The sequence below is a fragment of the Paenibacillus sp. FSL K6-1330 genome (assembly GCF_037976825.1).
In the GTDB taxonomy this organism is placed as follows: domain Bacteria; phylum Bacillota; class Bacilli; order Paenibacillales; family Paenibacillaceae; genus Paenibacillus_AQ.
Genome location: NZ_CP150269.1, coordinates 6,319,357 through 6,334,701, shown reverse-complemented (window position 1 = coordinate 6,334,701; position 15,345 = coordinate 6,319,357). Strand labels below are relative to the sequence as shown.

Annotated in this window: 17 protein-coding genes and 1 riboswitch; of the genes, 11 read left to right on the top strand and 6 right to left on the bottom strand. The window is 48.8% G+C overall.

Features of this window, described 5'->3' with window-relative positions:
- Positions 1-50 precede the first annotated feature (50 nt).
- The gene (locus tag NYE54_RS28950) at positions 51-1,442 is read right to left on the bottom strand and encodes a DUF2515 family protein (RefSeq protein WP_339267991.1); all 1,392 of its coding nucleotides are present in this window, start codon (positions 1,440-1,442) and stop codon (positions 51-53) included.
- 138 nt (positions 1,443-1,580) lie between these two features.
- Between NYE54_RS28950 and NYE54_RS28945 the strand changes: the two genes are divergently transcribed.
- From NYE54_RS28945 to NYE54_RS28915, 7 genes are all read left to right on the top strand, one after another.
- On the top strand, positions 1,581-1,925 hold the full coding sequence (locus NYE54_RS28945; protein WP_076324850.1) for a thioredoxin family protein: 345 nt from the start codon (positions 1,581-1,583) through the stop codon (positions 1,923-1,925).
- A 244-nt stretch (positions 1,926-2,169) separates the two neighbouring features.
- Complete coding sequence (locus tag NYE54_RS28940; protein ID WP_339267988.1) at positions 2,170-3,144, top strand: COX15/CtaA family protein; 975 nt, start codon at positions 2,170-2,172, stop codon at positions 3,142-3,144.
- A gap of 464 nt (positions 3,145-3,608) precedes the next feature.
- A complete protein-coding gene (locus NYE54_RS28935) occupies positions 3,609-4,328 on the top strand; it encodes a Cthe_2314 family HEPN domain-containing protein (protein WP_339267986.1) in 720 nt (239 codons plus the stop codon).
- 121 nt (positions 4,329-4,449) lie between these two features.
- A riboswitch (SAM riboswitch) is annotated at positions 4,450-4,596 on the top strand.
- A gap of 107 nt (positions 4,597-4,703) precedes the next feature.
- Positions 4,704-5,720: a methionine ABC transporter ATP-binding protein gene (locus tag NYE54_RS28930; protein ID WP_076324847.1), complete on the top strand. Its 1,017-nt coding sequence runs from the start codon at positions 4,704-4,706 to the stop codon at positions 5,718-5,720.
- Positions 5,720-6,388, top strand: coding sequence for a methionine ABC transporter permease (locus NYE54_RS28925; RefSeq protein WP_076324846.1), 669 nt, complete (start codon positions 5,720-5,722; stop codon positions 6,386-6,388). The genes NYE54_RS28930 and NYE54_RS28925 overlap by 1 nt, the downstream gene beginning before the upstream one ends.
- Positions 6,389-6,456: 68 nt before the next feature.
- Positions 6,457-7,299 carry a MetQ/NlpA family ABC transporter substrate-binding protein gene (locus tag NYE54_RS28920; RefSeq protein WP_339267983.1) on the top strand — a complete coding sequence of 281 codons (843 nt, stop codon included), beginning with the start codon at positions 6,457-6,459 and terminating at the stop codon, positions 7,297-7,299.
- A 204-nt stretch (positions 7,300-7,503) separates the two neighbouring features.
- Positions 7,504-8,277, top strand: a complete 774-nt coding sequence (locus NYE54_RS28915; RefSeq protein WP_076324844.1) for an SDR family oxidoreductase — start codon at positions 7,504-7,506, stop codon at positions 8,275-8,277.
- 191 nt (positions 8,278-8,468) lie between these two features.
- Here the strand turns inward: NYE54_RS28915 and NYE54_RS28910 are convergent, their stop codons facing one another.
- Complete coding sequence (locus NYE54_RS28910; RefSeq protein WP_006212609.1) at positions 8,469-8,714, bottom strand: NifU family protein; 246 nt, start codon at positions 8,712-8,714, stop codon at positions 8,469-8,471.
- An 82-nt stretch (positions 8,715-8,796) separates the two neighbouring features.
- On the opposite strand from NYE54_RS28910, the gene NYE54_RS28905 reads away from it, so the two are divergent.
- Complete coding sequence (locus tag NYE54_RS28905; RefSeq protein ID WP_339267980.1) at positions 8,797-9,045, top strand: YuzB family protein; 249 nt, start codon at positions 8,797-8,799, stop codon at positions 9,043-9,045.
- A gap of 50 nt (positions 9,046-9,095) precedes the next feature.
- Here the strand turns inward: NYE54_RS28905 and NYE54_RS28900 are convergent, their stop codons facing one another.
- Together NYE54_RS28900 and mqnE are read right to left on the bottom strand one after the other, a co-directional pair.
- Positions 9,096-10,154, bottom strand: coding sequence for an FAD-dependent oxidoreductase (locus tag NYE54_RS28900; protein ID WP_076324842.1), 1,059 nt, complete (start codon positions 10,152-10,154; stop codon positions 9,096-9,098).
- Positions 10,155-10,312: 158 nt separating this feature from the next.
- Positions 10,313-11,419: an aminofutalosine synthase MqnE gene (mqnE, locus tag NYE54_RS28895; RefSeq protein WP_098748869.1), complete on the bottom strand. Its 1,107-nt coding sequence runs from the start codon at positions 11,417-11,419 to the stop codon at positions 10,313-10,315.
- 390 nt (positions 11,420-11,809) lie between these two features.
- Between mqnE and NYE54_RS28890 the strand changes: the two genes are divergently transcribed.
- Complete coding sequence (locus NYE54_RS28890) at positions 11,810-12,169, top strand: iron-sulfur cluster assembly accessory protein (RefSeq protein ID WP_076324840.1); 360 nt, start codon at positions 11,810-11,812, stop codon at positions 12,167-12,169.
- Between the two features lie 172 nt (positions 12,170-12,341).
- Here the strand turns inward: NYE54_RS28890 and NYE54_RS28885 are convergent, their stop codons facing one another.
- Positions 12,342-12,551 carry a hypothetical protein gene (locus NYE54_RS28885; protein WP_076324839.1) on the bottom strand — a complete coding sequence of 70 codons (210 nt, stop codon included), beginning with the start codon at positions 12,549-12,551 and terminating at the stop codon, positions 12,342-12,344.
- A gap of 221 nt (positions 12,552-12,772) precedes the next feature.
- On the opposite strand from NYE54_RS28885, the gene NYE54_RS28880 reads away from it, so the two are divergent.
- On the top strand, positions 12,773-13,435 hold the full coding sequence (locus NYE54_RS28880) for a YheC/YheD family protein (protein WP_215157967.1): 663 nt from the start codon (positions 12,773-12,775) through the stop codon (positions 13,433-13,435).
- A gap of 297 nt (positions 13,436-13,732) precedes the next feature.
- Complete coding sequence (gene sda / locus NYE54_RS28875) at positions 13,733-13,876, top strand: sporulation histidine kinase inhibitor Sda (RefSeq protein ID WP_098748866.1); 144 nt, start codon at positions 13,733-13,735, stop codon at positions 13,874-13,876.
- Positions 13,877-14,073: 197 nt separating this feature from the next.
- Here sda and NYE54_RS28870 read toward each other — a convergent pair whose 3' ends face one another.
- Entirely contained in the window at positions 14,074-15,075 is a 1,002-nt protein-coding gene (locus tag NYE54_RS28870) for an NAD(P)/FAD-dependent oxidoreductase (protein ID WP_285228812.1), read from the bottom strand.
- Positions 15,076-15,345: the final 270 nt, after the last annotated feature.

Genomic DNA, 15,345 nt, shown 5'->3' with positions numbered 1-15,345 from the left:
AGAACCGAATGGAGACCATCCTTGTAGTATCGGGACGGTCTCTTTCCATTTTAATGCCGATGGAACTGATCAGACACATCATGCACGATGGAGGTTTTCTCCAGAGCGGCCCGATGGGCATGGGTGATATCCGGCAGCAGCGGCCGTAACGGTTTACGAATATGCCTAAACATCGCCGGGCCCTGATACCAGTCGTACCGGGGAATCGGCTCGGGGGTCTCATCCTCCCAGATCTCATCAAGATAAGGGCTGTACAGACGCTGGCCATCGGGCAGCCATTCTGATGTGATGAGGTCAGATCCCGCGTGGCCATGATTCATGGCTTGCTCAAGTGTCGGTGTAAATAAGGCCGGCCAATATTCGGCGCGCGATCCCTGATGCTTGGTGGATCGTGCGAATGCCAGCACCGCGCGGTATATCTCCTCATACCCAAACAATAAAGCATACAGCGAACGGCCTGCCTTGATCCGAATGGACAGGTCGTCAAACTTGGGTAAGGTAAGTCCGGCCAGCGGCCTGGCTGGGGATAAGGGCTTCTGGGCAGGGCTTTCGCCCGACTCTGTTCGATGGACTTGACCCAGTGGAAACACGATTTGATTCAACCGGGTCAGCTCATGCATCCGAAAGAAGGGATCCTGTAGAATATGCTGTAGGTAAAAAGGGTGTCTCGCCACACGCCCCTCAATATAGTTCTGCTCATTAATGATCAGGGCTACCGTAAGCAGCGAACTGCTCTGATCCTGCCAGAACTGCTCCCAGAACGGTGTCATGAACGCTGAAACATGAAAGTGGGGGAGCAAATGAAATAGGGGCTTACCCTTTTTTCGACTGTGTATATAGAGCAGCAGCTGGGGATAGGCGTCCTGGAAGATCAGTGCATTGCAGCGCTCCAGGAAGCGATACAGGTTGTTCTTAAATGTCGGATTCATAAGATCCGACATCAATCCACCCTTCAGATCACTCATATTCCACCCGGCATTACGCGATACCATGTGGGCCAGAAAGGCCCAATGCAGCTCAGGTTGTGATACATAGCAGTCCCAATAGGCTTGCGTACGGGTCACGTTACTTCGGTTGGCTGCAGCTGTGGCCTCTTGAATATGATGACTCAACTCCTGCTCTTCTGGAGATAGCTGAACCTCTGGACCGGTCTCATGAATCCGAATATCGCTATACCCTTGCATGGAAGGGAGCGGAAACGGGGAAACGCTCTGCTGCAGATAGGGATGGGAGGAGAGGATATCCTTGAGCTGCCTGCGAATCGTTCTAACGGCTGTGTAGTCCCAATGCAATTCGTTTCTGCTTGTCCGGAGCTTTAAGGAGAATCGCCACGATGCGATCATCCCCGACCATGATTCGGTCAGGGCTTGCGGAATAGCTGCCGTCCATGACCATACATACTTGCCCCGGTTTTTATTATCATTGACTCCATTCGAGTGCATTCGGGGGTCACCTGCACTTTCTGATGGTTAATCCCAGCCTGTGAGCATCATAATGTCAGTATGCTCTAAAATTTGACTTCCACTCAACATTTTGATTCACTAAGGGTGAAGGAACTCGACGTAAAGGGGAGATAATCAATGGAAAAAATCACTTCAGAAGCAGAATTTCAGGTTGCAATCCAGTCTCCGCGACTGACTGTTGCCGTATTTAAAGCAGACTGGTGCGGCGATTGCAAGTTTATCGATCCATTCATGCCGGAGGTTGAGACAAAGTTCTCAAACCAATTGACTCTGGTTGAGGTTGACGTCGATGCTGTCGGTGACGTGAGTCAGCAGCAAAATATTATGGGTATCCCTAGCTTTGTTGCATACTCCGACGGACGCGAGTTGGTTCGCTACGTTAACAAACTCCGCAAATCGCGCCAGGAGATTGAAGATTTCCTGCAGCGTGCCGTGGACGTATACAGTACGATTCATAAGTAAGAGTGACTATAGCACCGCCGCCTTGATCTATAACTGGCGGCGGTGTTGTTTTACATATCAGTTAGAGGTAGGGTGAAGAAGTCAAGTACCTGTATCATGAAGGTTTTTCTCATTTTTGAACATTTTGTCACAATCGCTCAAGTGACCGTAGCGGTAGAATCAGGTATAATGAAATGTGGACTGTGTACGATGCGATCCCGTAAAGGTTTAAATAGTGAATGATTATGAGCAGCAGGTGAGATAAGTGAATGATAAACAATTAAAATGGCTGAGTTACATAACATGCTTAATTATGTTCTTCGCGACGTTCGGAGGCATGGTTGTGACAAAGACGGGCTCGGGACTCGGTTGCGGCCAGGAGTGGCCGCTGTGCAACGGTAAATTTGTTCCCGCTTACACGGTATCCTCCATGATTGAGTATTCCCACCGGGCTGTCAGCGGAATGGCGGGGTTGGCCGCGCTGGCTTCGCTGATTGCGTTCTGGAAGTACAAGCGGGATCGCCGGGATTTGATGGCTTATGTTATCGGGACCTCGGTATTCGTTGTAGTGCAGGCGATCATGGGTGCGCTTGCGGTGGTTAAACCTCAATCGGCTGCGATTATGGCGCTGCATTTTGGCTTCTCGCTGATTGCTTTTGCTAGCTCCGTCATGCTGGCTCTGGGTATGCGGCGGGTAGAACAGGCGAAGGGGCCCGTAGACTTGGAACGTCTGCCTCGGGTAAGCAAGGGTTTCCGTAATTTAGTCTGGGGCACAACCCTGTATAGCTATATCGTCGTTTATATTGGTGCATTCGTCAGCCACACCGATTCTAGAGAAGGTTGCTCGGGCTGGCCGCTGTGTAACGGGGAAGTGATCCCGGAGCTGGGCGGTGGGGTCGGCATCGCCTTTATGCACCGGGTGGCAGCGCTTCTGCTGCTGGTCGTGGTTGCGGTGATGGGGCATTTTGCATATTGGCGTAACCGCGACAACCGGGAGATACAGATGCTGGGCATCTCGGCAACCGTGCTCTGCTTGCTGCAAGTGTTTAGCGGTGCCCTCATTATGGCAACGATGCATAACGAGGAAGTTTACGTATTCTCCGCGCTGGGACATACACTGCTGATCTCGGCCTTATTCGGCGTACTCTGTTATTTAAGTGTCAGGGTATGGCAGCTCAGCAAGCCGGTTAAAGCCGAAATGCGGCCGGATCATAGCATGTCTCGTGAAAAGATTGTATAAAAAAGAAGCGAAAATCATTAAACGAAAAGGATCGAATTTAAGGCAACATCGTTTATGCAAAGTCCCCGAACCAGCGTTCGAGGGCTTTGTTGTATAGTGAGGAGGGAAGTGGATGATAGCCAAAACTTCCGCTCGACCTGTCCGATATCAAGGAGACGCTGGAAGCAGTATTGAAAAGGTTTGATCCCGCAACGGATTAGTTTATATTTATTAAGATTGACGAAGGCGATATCCTGGGGGATATCTGAAAGTCGCCCCATTCTGTGGGTTGTCTGGCCGTTTCGGGGGCATCCTATAAGAACAATCCTCTGGTCATGAATGCACGAATGAAATCGGGATACCTGAATGAGTTATTCCCGCGTGAGGATATCGTGAAGACGGTTAAACGCGGTGGAATCACTATTTTGACAAATAGCGGTCCAAGAAGAACCAAGATTAATTTGATGACGCGAGGGGGTACCGCCATGCTTCGAATGTTACTTGGGGAACAGCCCCGGCACAATAACGGACTGCTTGAGGAAGCCATCGAATCGATGGTCCAAACAACCCGGCTGCTGCAGAAGGAAATGGAGAAAAATCAGGATCCGACGCATGACTTTCGCAAGCTTGAGATTTGGACCCGGGGGTTGATCGTTTCCCTGGATGAGCTGGAACAGAGCTGGAATGCGGCAAGGCATTTCAGTCAATCGGTCAAATCGGGTTACATCGATGACATGTCGATTCAGGAGCAAGGGGAATATCAACGATATGTGTATTTTTACAAAAACGGCTTCATACGCGTATTCTCGATCCTTGATAAGCTGGGGACGGTGCTGAACGATTTGTACGATCTTCATACCTCTAAGGTGAAGGCGCATTTCTCATATTTTACGGTCCTGCGGCAGTTTAAATTCCTGAAGGCCCACGGAGAGCTGGCCAAAGAGCTGGAAGCGATCAAGGAGCGTTACAAAACGCCGCTGAACACACTTCGGAAACGGCGCAACGCCGAAATCCATTACATGAATTCCGAGATGCAGGATGATTTATGGCAGCGTCATCAAGGGCTGTCGGACAAGATCGAGCTGGAGGATATCGATCAGCACCTGGACGATCTCAAACAAGGTGTCGATATGGTATGCCGGAGTCTGGCGGCCTCTTATAAATATACGAACGAGCTTTGGGGGAAAAATGGAGTCAGGGCTTAGGCACAAAATCGCCATGAAATTCCTTTTGACAAAAACCTGAAAAGAATCTATACTAACTATTGCATTCATTAAATGTTATTAAATCAGATCAAATTAATCGGAAAAATTTCATATCGATGTTTTCTTATCGAGAGAGGCGGAGGGACAGGCCCGATGAAGCCCGGCAACCGACTCCAGCGTGTAATTGCTTAACGCAGTGACGCTTGGAGTGACATGGTGCTAATTCCTTCAAAGCTACAGGATATCCCTTGGCTTTGACAGATGAGAAAAGGCGTTGACTTTTACGTAAAGAGGGCCCTTTTTGATTCTACAAAAAGAGGCTCTTTTCTTTTGGGTAAATAGATATGAAGCTACGGAAAAAGGAGGATTATCGGATTGATTGAGCTCAAGCAATTGACGAAGCAGTACGGAAAAGCCGGAACCTTAACCACTGCGTTGTCCGAATTGGATTTGTCGATTGAAAAAGGAGAAATCTTCGGAGTCATCGGACACTCCGGTGCAGGTAAAAGTACATTGATCCGTTGTATCAATTTGTTGGAGCGTCCCACCTCGGGCGAGGTGTGGGTGAACGGTAAGAACTTAACGTCGCTTGGCAAGAAGCAGCTTCAGACGGAACGCCGCAAAATCGGCATGATTTTTCAGCACTTTAACTTGTTATCTTCCGCGACGGTGTACGATAACATTGCGTTTCCGCTGCGTCTGATCAAGACACCAAAGGCTGAAATGGAACGCAAGGTATCCGAACTGTTGGCTTTGGTCGGCTTGGAGGCACATCGGGACAAATACCCGTCCCAGCTATCAGGCGGGCAGAAGCAGCGGGTCGGCATAGCCAGAGCGCTCGCAAGCGATCCCGAAGTGCTGCTGTGCGACGAGGCCACTTCGGCGCTTGACCCGCAGACGACCGATTCGATCCTGCGCCTGCTGCTGGACATTAATAAAAAGTTTCATCTGACGATCGTGCTGATTACCCATGAGATGCATGTGATTCAGAGCATATGCGACCGGGTCGCCGTCATTCATCAGGGCGGCATTGTGGAGCAAGGGCCGGTAACGGAAGTGTTCCTGAAGCCGAAGCATGAAGTGACCCAGGAATTTATCCGCCAGGAGATGGACAGCGGCGAAGCGCTGCGGCTGGCCATTCAGGGCCAGGCGAACGGACCTTCGAGGGCGGTGCAGATTACGTTCCTTGGATCGAAAACGTACGAATCGATTCTGTCCCATACCGTTCATGAGACGGGCGTGAATTTTGCAATTCTGCAGGGCACGATCTCCACGATCAAAGAAACGCCGTATGGCCAGCTCATCGTCCGTTTCGAAGGGGAAGAGCGTGCCATAGAAGATACGATCCGGAAGCTGCTGGAACAAGGATTAGACGTGGAGGTGATTCATTAATGTTCGGGCTTGATTTTACCCAGATCGACTGGAAAGAGATATGGACGGCAACATTGGATACCCTTCGGATGCTGGGGGCTTCGGCATTGTTCAGTTTCATCATCGGACTGCCGGTTGGCGTGCTGCTCTACATGGCTGCAAGATCTACATCCGGTTTGGTGCGCTTCGGTTACACGATCCTGTCGTTCATTGTGAACATCCTGCGTTCGGTTCCGTTCATTATTCTGATCGTTGCAATGATCCCGATTACGAAGTCGCTCGTAGGTGTTTCGTACGGCGTGCTGGGAACCATTCCGCCGCTCGTGATCGGCGCTGCGCCATTCTTCGCTAGGCTCGTAGAAACGGCTTTAAATGAAGTGGATAAAGGCGTGATTGAGGCGGCTCATGCCATGGGCTCCTCGACAAGCCAAATCGTATGGAGGGTTCTCCTCCCGGAGGCACGTCCGGGCCTGCTGGCGGGGATGACCATCACGATTGTAACCCTGGTATCTTATACCGCGATGTCCGGTCAAGTCGGTGGCGGCGGTTTAGGAGATTTGGCCATCAAGTATGGCTATTACCGTTATGAGACCGAGATCATGATTCTGGCCGTCGTATTAATGATAGTGCTGGTACAGCTGCTGCAAATGGCAGGAGATCGTCTGGTCCGACATTTTACAAGAAAATAACGGGATGGATGAGGCATCAAGGAAGACAATATAAAAAATAATATATTTTCGGAGGGAGCGTTTTTAGAATGAAAAAATGGACATTGGCATTGATCAGCTTGACATTGGTTACGGTGCTGGCTGCGTGCGGCGGCAAGCCTGCGGATAAAGCAGCTGAGCCAGGGGGAACAACAGGAGGCGGCGCTCAAGAGACCGTAACCTTGAAAGTAGGCGCTTCGCCTTCACCTCACGCCAAAATTTTGGAGCATGTTAAACCAGCGCTTGAAAAAGAGGGCGTGAACCTGGAAATCGTGGAATTCACGGATTATGTTCTGCCAAATACGCAAGTGGACTCCAAAGAAATCGACGCGAATTTCTTCCAGCACAAGCCTTACCTGGATAACGAAATCAAAGAGCGTAAATTGAATCTTGAATCCGTGATCGCGGTGCATGTGGAGCCGCTGGGTGCTTACTCCAAAACCATTAAATCTGCGGATGAGCTGAAGGATGGAGCGGTTGTGGCGATCCCGAATGATCCTTCGAATGCAGGCCGTGCGTTGACTCTGCTGTCCAAGAATGGCGTAATTAAGCTGCAAGATGAAACCAAGCTGGAAGCTACCGCTAAGGATATCGTGGAAAATCCGAAGAACCTGGAGTTCAAGGAAGTTGAAGCCGCCATGCTGCCGCGTATGCTGGATGAGCTGGATCTGGCTGTCATCAACACGAACTACGCGCTTGAAGCGGGACTGGACCCAACAAAGGATGCACTCTTTATCGAAGACAAAGAGAACCCTTATGCCAACCTGCTGGTAGCTCGCCCGGACAACAAGGACTCCGACGCCATTCAAAAATTGGCCAAAGCGCTGACTTCCGAGGACGTGAAGACCTTTATCGAAGAAGAGTACAAAGGTGCTGTCATTCCGGCATTCTAATTCGAGCACCAAAGGCTCGATGATGCTGTAGATTAGTTCATCGTATCCGTGAAGAGAGGGCATTATCCAAAAGACCATGGGTCTTTATGGATAAGTCCTTTCTTTTTTTTTGTGTGGCGGCCATTCCTGGCCGGGTTGCAAGTTGTTAGGCTTTATCAAATCTTTTATACTGAAGGAAGGATATCCATCTGAGGAGGGAAAGCCTTGAAGGGAAAAGTGGCGCTGATTACAGGCAGTGCGACAGGTTTGGGGAAAATGACGGCGCTGTCGTTAGCTCGGCAGGGATGTCATTTGGCTATAAATTATGTAAACAGCAAGGATGAAGCGGAGGCGCTCTCCCGTGAAATCGAGGGGTTTGGCGTGAAGTCTATTGCGATTAAAGCCGATATCGCCAGCGAGCGTGAGCTGTATTCATTGGTGGATCAGACGGAGGAGCAACTGGGAAGCGTCGATATCCTGGTGAACAACGCAGGCCCTTTCATTCGGGAGCGTCGTCTGTTCTCAGAGTACAGCCGGGACGAAATCGTCCATATGGTGAATGGCAATTTAACCGGCGTCATGCTGCTGGACCACCGCGTTCTGCCTGCCATGCGGGAGAAGAAGTGGGGACGCATCATCCACTTCGGATTCGGACATGCCGGAGAAGCCCGCGCGTGGCCTCAGCGTTCAGCCTACGCGGCTGCTAAAGTGGGCCTGGTCTCCTTTACGAAGACGCTTGCGGTGGAAGAAGCACCGTATGGAATCACCGTGAATATGATCTGTCCTGGGGACATCCGCGGAGCAAATAAAGAGAAGACCATCGATGAAGTTTCGGGCATTCAAGATGGGCTGACCCCGCGCGGACGATCGGGAAGCGGGGAGGACATCGCCAGGGTGATCGAATATTTATGCCTGGATAATTCGGATTTCATTACTGGCAATATCATGGATATATCCGGTGGGCTGGACCCGATCCGCCCGTTGATTAAGCCGGAATAACATACAATAACCCCACAACAAAGTGGAGTCTATGCTTCGATGCTTATTTCCAATACTTTGCTGACCCCAAAACATATACATGCGATTAAAGAATGGCTTACGCTTCGCTGAAAACTTATTCATTCTTTTATCTCAAAAAAAGAGTCTTGGTTCCACGAGGGAAACCAAGACTCTTTATAGTTAAAGAAGATTTAGAATACTTGAACTACTTCTTGAATGCCTTCTACTTCTTCAACCAGGGCGCGTTCAATCCCTGCCTTCAGAGTAATGGTGGAGCTAGGGCAGCTACCGCATGCACCCATCAATTTCAGCTTAACGATGCCGTCTTCAACGTCAACCAGTTCCACGTCACCGCCGTCGCGCTGCAGGAACGGACGAAGTTTATCAAGCACTTCAGCCACTTCATCATATACAGTGGTTTGCGTGTTTTCACTCATCTTGTTCAACTCCTTTCCTCCCTATATTATAGTACATAAACCGGCAAAATAAAATGCCAATCTTAAGGCAGGTCTAATCACAATGTCCATAATCATTGAGTTTTGCACAAGCAATTCCTATTTTGGCACGGATAAAGTTCTACAGACGCTTGAAGCCAAGTATGATTGTCAGGTCATCGAATACGGCTGCCTGACCAACTGCGGCCAGTGCTACCTGATGCCCTTCGCTTATGTGGATGGCGAATGGGTCGAGGCTCCCACGGCTGAAGAACTGCTTGACGTTGTCATAGCCAAACTGGAAAGCTTTCAGGACAGCGAAGAGGAAAGCTGAGCCTGATTCCTGGCATATTCATCTACAAAGCGCCTGCAGCCTGCTCAGTGCTAGTAGTGACGCTTGGATTTCCAGAGAACGCCGCTCTTCAGTATCCTTGGTACCCGGCCCAGAACCGAGGTGCTGCCCATGAGTCCAAAGCCTGCATGTTTGCCGAGGGAACCGAGGGTTCCCTTGAGCTTCAGCGGAGATACCTTTGGCGTATCATCCCGCCATAAAGCTTTCATGACATGTCCCACTTGCTCGGCTTGAGCCCCAGCGGCTTGGGCGCTTGGGACGAACGGGAGGCTGGCGCAGTCGCCGATCACGTACACTTCCGGATGGGAAGGAACCTGATACCACTCGTTCAGCATAATGCGTCCGCTGCGGTCTTTTGGCAGATCCAGATCCTGTACGACCTTTACGGGCTGAATACCCGCCGTCCATACAGCCAGGTCGGTTGCGATTGGCACATCCAGATTGTACACGGCGTCCTTCTCAACTCGGGATACGGAAACGCCGCTGTGGATATCCACATGGTGTTCCTCAAACCAGCGATGAATATAAGCAGACAAACGGTTAGGAAAAGAAGAAAGTACCCGTTGTCCTCGGTCCAAGATGGCGATATTAAGGTCAGGCCGGCTTTCACGAAGATCGGCAGCGAGCTCGATGCCGCTTAAGCCTCCGCCAATGATATGAACATGACCATAAGGTCTGAGGTTGTTCAGGTGCAAATAGGTTTCCCGGGATGCAGAGAAAGATTGCAGGCTGAACGTGAATTCTTCAGCACCTGGTACTCCATGATAACGGTCCGTACATCCCAGAGCAATGGCGAGTTGATCGTATTCCACGGGATCGTTGTTCGTCAGGTTAACAAGCCTCTTCTCTAGATCAATGGATGTGACTTCACCATATACAATTTGGAGGCGGTCATACACCGGGAATTTAACACGAACGGCGGTATCGGCCACGGTGCCTGCTGCCAGCGCGTAATATTCGGTTTTGAGTCCTTGGTATGGCATGCGGTCGATGAGCACGACCTCCACGTCCGGAGGAAGATAGCCGCTGAATAATTCTTGAATTAGGGCAAGACCACCATAGCCTCCGCCGAGAATGACGAGCTTTTTCATAAATTTCTTCCTTTCTCAAGAGATAAGAAGGTGAGCGCCGATTCGCAAGAAAAACGCCGCTGGAAGCGGCTTAGGTTACCCACGCTATATTATCTCTTTAACCTGTTTTCCGTTTTTTTGGAACGTCTCTCGTTTGCTTAAATCCCTGCTGGTAAGATTTATTCGTAAACCTTGATCTCGTTGTAGAAGGTATCGCGTTCAACCGGAATCCGGCCAGCGCCTTGGATGAGCCAGACCAGCTCTTTGCGTGTCAGCCCTTCCGGTGTTAAGGCTCCTGCAGCATGGCTAATACGTTCCTTGAGGATCGTACCATGGACGTCGGAAGCCCCGAAGCTGAGAGCAACTTGAGTTAATTGCGCCCCGATATTAATGAAGTACGCTTTGATGTGATCGATATTATCGAGCATCAAACGACTGATGGCAATGGTTTTCAAATCTTCGTAGGCCGAATTGCGGCGCATGATGCCTGCATTCTTATTCTTCGGCTGCATGGATAGGGGAATGAACACCATGAATCCGTTTGTTTCATCTTGAAGATCCCGAATTTGCAGCATATGGCGGATCCGGTCCTCGTGGCTCTCGATCGATCCGTACAGCATGGTGGTGTGTGTCTTCATGCCAAGCTTATGCGCGGTACGGTGAACGTCGAGGTATTGATCCACGTTCGCTTTGTCCACTTTCATCTTCTGACGATATTGGTCAGACAGAATCTCGGCGCCGCCGCCTGTTAAGGATTGAAGACCTGCTTTCTGCAGTTCCTGGAGTACTTCCTTTGTGCTAAGTCCGCTAATGCGAGTGAAGAATTCAATCTCCGCCGCCGTATAGGCTTTTAGCGTTACTTCCGGGAAACGCTCGTTCAATGCCTTCAGGGAATCTACATAGTACTGGAACGGCACATGGTTATTATGTCCGCCAACGATGTGAAATTCACGAATGCCGGGATGAATATGCTGCTCGACATATTCAATCATCTCAGCGCCGGAGAGGGTATAGGAGCCTTCCTCGCCTTGATCTTTCCGGAAATTACAAAAAGCGCAGTAGGATTCGCATACATTCGTGAAATAGAGACTCATGTTCTCTATGAAGTAAACTTTCTTCCCGTTCTTGCGCAAATTTGCTTCATTAGCCAGCTGCCCGAGGGTCAGCAGGTCATCAGTTTGGTACAAATACACACCGTCTTCAAGATTCAGGCGTTCGCCGCTTTGGACTTTCGCAACGATCTCGGCCATTCTCTGATCGGTAAATGGTGTCACAATTGTGGACATGTTCAATCCTCCTGTTCACACTTGATCTGCTTAGAAGATTCTGCAGAAAAGCGATCATAAAGTGAATCACTCCCCTAAGGGAACGGTCCGTTTATAGTGGTATAACAACAACATCAATAATGGGCTGAATAAATAAATAAGTTTGTGAAAAAATATACAACTGTGGACCAGCCATAACCTTTGCCGCTTTTTAGCTGAGGGATGTGACAATTATCCAACAGTTGCCGCCCATGTTCCTTCCCTATTATAAACCTGACCCCTCGGGGTAGCAACACAAATAGAGGAATTGAAAATAGGTTTGTCATTACATATCAAAAGCCATCATAACAACCTTGAGCGAATTCGCGAAGAGGAGTATACTTAAAGAGTGAACGAAAAGGAGGGTGACCTATGATTACAATCAGCGACTCAGCTGCAGAACGTTTAAAAGAAATGCTTGCTGAACAGGAAACGCCCAACATGTTCCTTCGACTGGGTGTCACTGCCGGCGGTTGCAGTGGTTTTTCATATGCAATGGGCTTTGACGATAATGAAACGGAAGCTGACGTATATATGGATCTGCAGGATATGAAGGTCGTTGTCGAAAAGGACGATCTGAAATACCTGAATGGTCTGGAAATCGATTTTGAGGAATCCGGCATGACCGGGGGCTTCACCATCCACAATCCGAACGCGACCGTAACGTGCGGCTGCGGTTCGTCATTCCGTACGGCAACGGATGCGGGCAAACCGAACGAAGAGCCTTGCTAATAAGGACTCTCTAGAGGGTTAAGCCTGAGTCCAACAGTGAAAGACCTCTCCAGACAATCTTGTCGGGGAGGTCTTTTTTGCGTTATCGGGAACATCCGCTATAGACATAAGAACCCGAAAAAGCAGCCAACTCCGCGATAAGAAGAGGCTGCTTTTTCGGGTTCTTCATAGTTCAGACCGGGAAGAAGAAGGTATCGTTCAGCATCAGCACGATCATGCCGGCGGCCACAAGCGAAAATATGATGCAGCCCGCTCCGAGTCCTCTGCGCTTATCCTTGATGAACTTGAAGCCCATGGCAAAGATAAGAACGGTTACGGCTGCAAGTGCAATCGACATGCCGACAATGGCGATCCAGTATAAAACTTCAAACAATGCTGCCAAGGTGACAAAGCCTCCTTTATCGTTATCCAAGGTGATGGATTTATTACGGACAAAGCTCTGTTCTTACTATACGATAGATCACAGCATTTGCAAAGGGAGGCTCCCGTGAGGCCACAAGAACCTCAATTATTAGGCATACCATCACGGACAATCATCCAAGACAAAGAGCGGATTGGGGAATAGGATAACGTATGTCATGAATAAAAGGAGGCGAAAGCAGCATGGCGGGAAGACAACTGGCCAGCAAGTGGTTGAAGACGGAAGCGCTGCTGACCGATCCGCAGGTTGCTCCCTACATTCCGGCTACCCAGTCGTATGGAGGGGATACCCTGGCCTCAATGCTGGCCGAACACGAAATGGTCGTGATCAAGCCGATTGTAGGAACCGGTGGTAACGGAGTCATCCGAATACAGAAAGACGGAACGGGATACTTGGTAACTCATAAGAGGCGTACTGTTCATGTAGATACATTGAATTCCCTGTTATACGTACTGGGCAGAATAAGACTGAGACGGAGCTACATGATACAGCAGGGGATTCATTTGGCTAAAATTCAGGGACGTCCGCTGGATTACCGTATAAAGGTAGTCAAGGATCGAGGAAGATGGAAATTCCGGGCCATGCTGGGGCGACTCGCGAACCCAGGGCTTTTTGTGACGAATATTTGTAAAGGGGGGACGCTGCTTCGTTGTGGTCATGCACTCCGGCTGTCACTGCCCCATATTAATGCGAGGGAAAAGCGCAATGAAATGCGCCAAGTAACCAGACAGTGCATAGGAATACTGGAATCCCGTTTTCCAGGGATCGGCGAACTGGGATTTGATTACGGGTTAGACAATGAGGGCAAGATTTGGATTTTGGAGGTTAATACAAGACCAAGCTGAATTTTTGTTTAATATTCCCAAATGCAGCCGTTTAATGATTTTTTAATAGGGTAATAAAAAAATAACGATAATCTACCGATATTATAATTGATTAATTTTTTTTATAGTAGATTTCCCCAAGATCCTGTGTATAACATTTATCCCCATAATCCACTTTGATATGACCCTGTTTTTTACACTTACCAACAAATTATACACAGGATTTCCACAAGAGGTTGTGGATAAGCGAACAGTTGTTCCGTTTTGGTATGTCTGATATGATAGATTCAGGAAATTTGAGGAAGGGGTGTGAGAGGGATGGCTATGTTGACGGATGAGATGCTTCTCGATTCCTATCATATGGCTATTGAGTTGAAGTTGGAGCGAGAGTTCATCACTCTACTGCTAGCCGAGATTCATAAACGGAACTTGGACACCGATTCCGGCAGCATCCTGCATTAATCAGATTTTTCGTATATAGAATAGATAACTTACGACATGATACGTATATAATGTGGGAGCTTTCAACCAAGTTCTACATATGGTTTGAAGAATAGAAAAGGTATCTTCGATTCCGGGGCGGTGCATACCCCCTCGGAATGAAGATACCTTTTTTTCTATGAATATAGATGTATATGAAGTTAAAATCCGAGCTGTCCTTACAATTTCATGTTACTGCTGTGGCCCGGAGCCAATCTGGCCTCAGGATCGAAGTAAACCTTGGCATTGTTTACGGCGGTAGGTGCTTCGCCAAATCCAACAGCGATCAGTTTGACCTTGCCCGGATAGGTGGTGATGTCGCCGGCTGCAAAAATACCGGGAATACTTGTTTCCATACGGGAATCCACCACAATGGAGTTGCTTTCGATGGCGATGCCCCATTCGGAGATCGGACCGAGGGAGGACACAAACCCGAAATTGACAATGACATCGTCCACTTCAATCTCTTGCGTCTCTTTGGTCTTAATATGCGAAAGCGTAACCTTCGTAATGGTATCATCACCATGCAATTCGGTGATCTCGGTTGGCGTAATGATGTTCACCTTCGATGCCATCAGCTGTTCAACACTATGCTCATGGGCACGGAATTTGTCACGGCGATGAACCAGTGTAACCTGCTCGGCGATCGGCTCGATCATGAGCGCCCAGTCTACCGCAGAGTCGCCGCCGCCGCTGATGAGAACCTTCTTGCCTTTAAAGCGGCTGAGATCGTTGACAAAATAATGAAGGTTGGACTTTTCGTATGCTTCTGCCCCTTCAATCTCCAGTCGACGGGGTTGGAACGCTCCTACACCGGCTGTAATGATGACAGCTTTGGCGTGGTGTTCACCCAGATTTGTTTTTACGACAAAATGACGTTCTTCGAGTTTTTCCACAGCCTGTACTTTCTCTTCAAGACGAATGTCCGTTTTAAAGAGCTCCATTTGGGCAGACAGATTGTTCACAAGCTCTTGAGCGGTTACTTTTGGAAAGCCTGCTACGTCATAAATATATTTCTCAGGATACAGCGCAGCTAATTGGCCTCCAAGCTGAGGCATGCTCTCGATAAGTTTTACCGAAGCTTGGCGCATTCCGCCGTAAAAAGCAGCAAACATACCTGCAGGTCCGCCACCGATAATCAAAAGATCCGTCATATTGCTGTCTTGTGGCATCGTTGTCATGCGGTAAGCACCTCCATAAAATGAGTTTATATTCGAATCAGACAGACGTTCTTGTCCGGATAAAGCTGATTCATGAATTCCTTACCTATTATAATCGTCCCGAACCGGCATGAAAAGACGAGAATTGAGTTAAAATACCTAACATTGGAATGGATGCGCTTACTTAGTAAGTAAGGGGATAAATGGCGGAATTATTTGCACATTATATGGCAAAAAATTTCTTGATATTTGCATGGTTTATGCATATGATTAACGTGATAACTTGTGTTC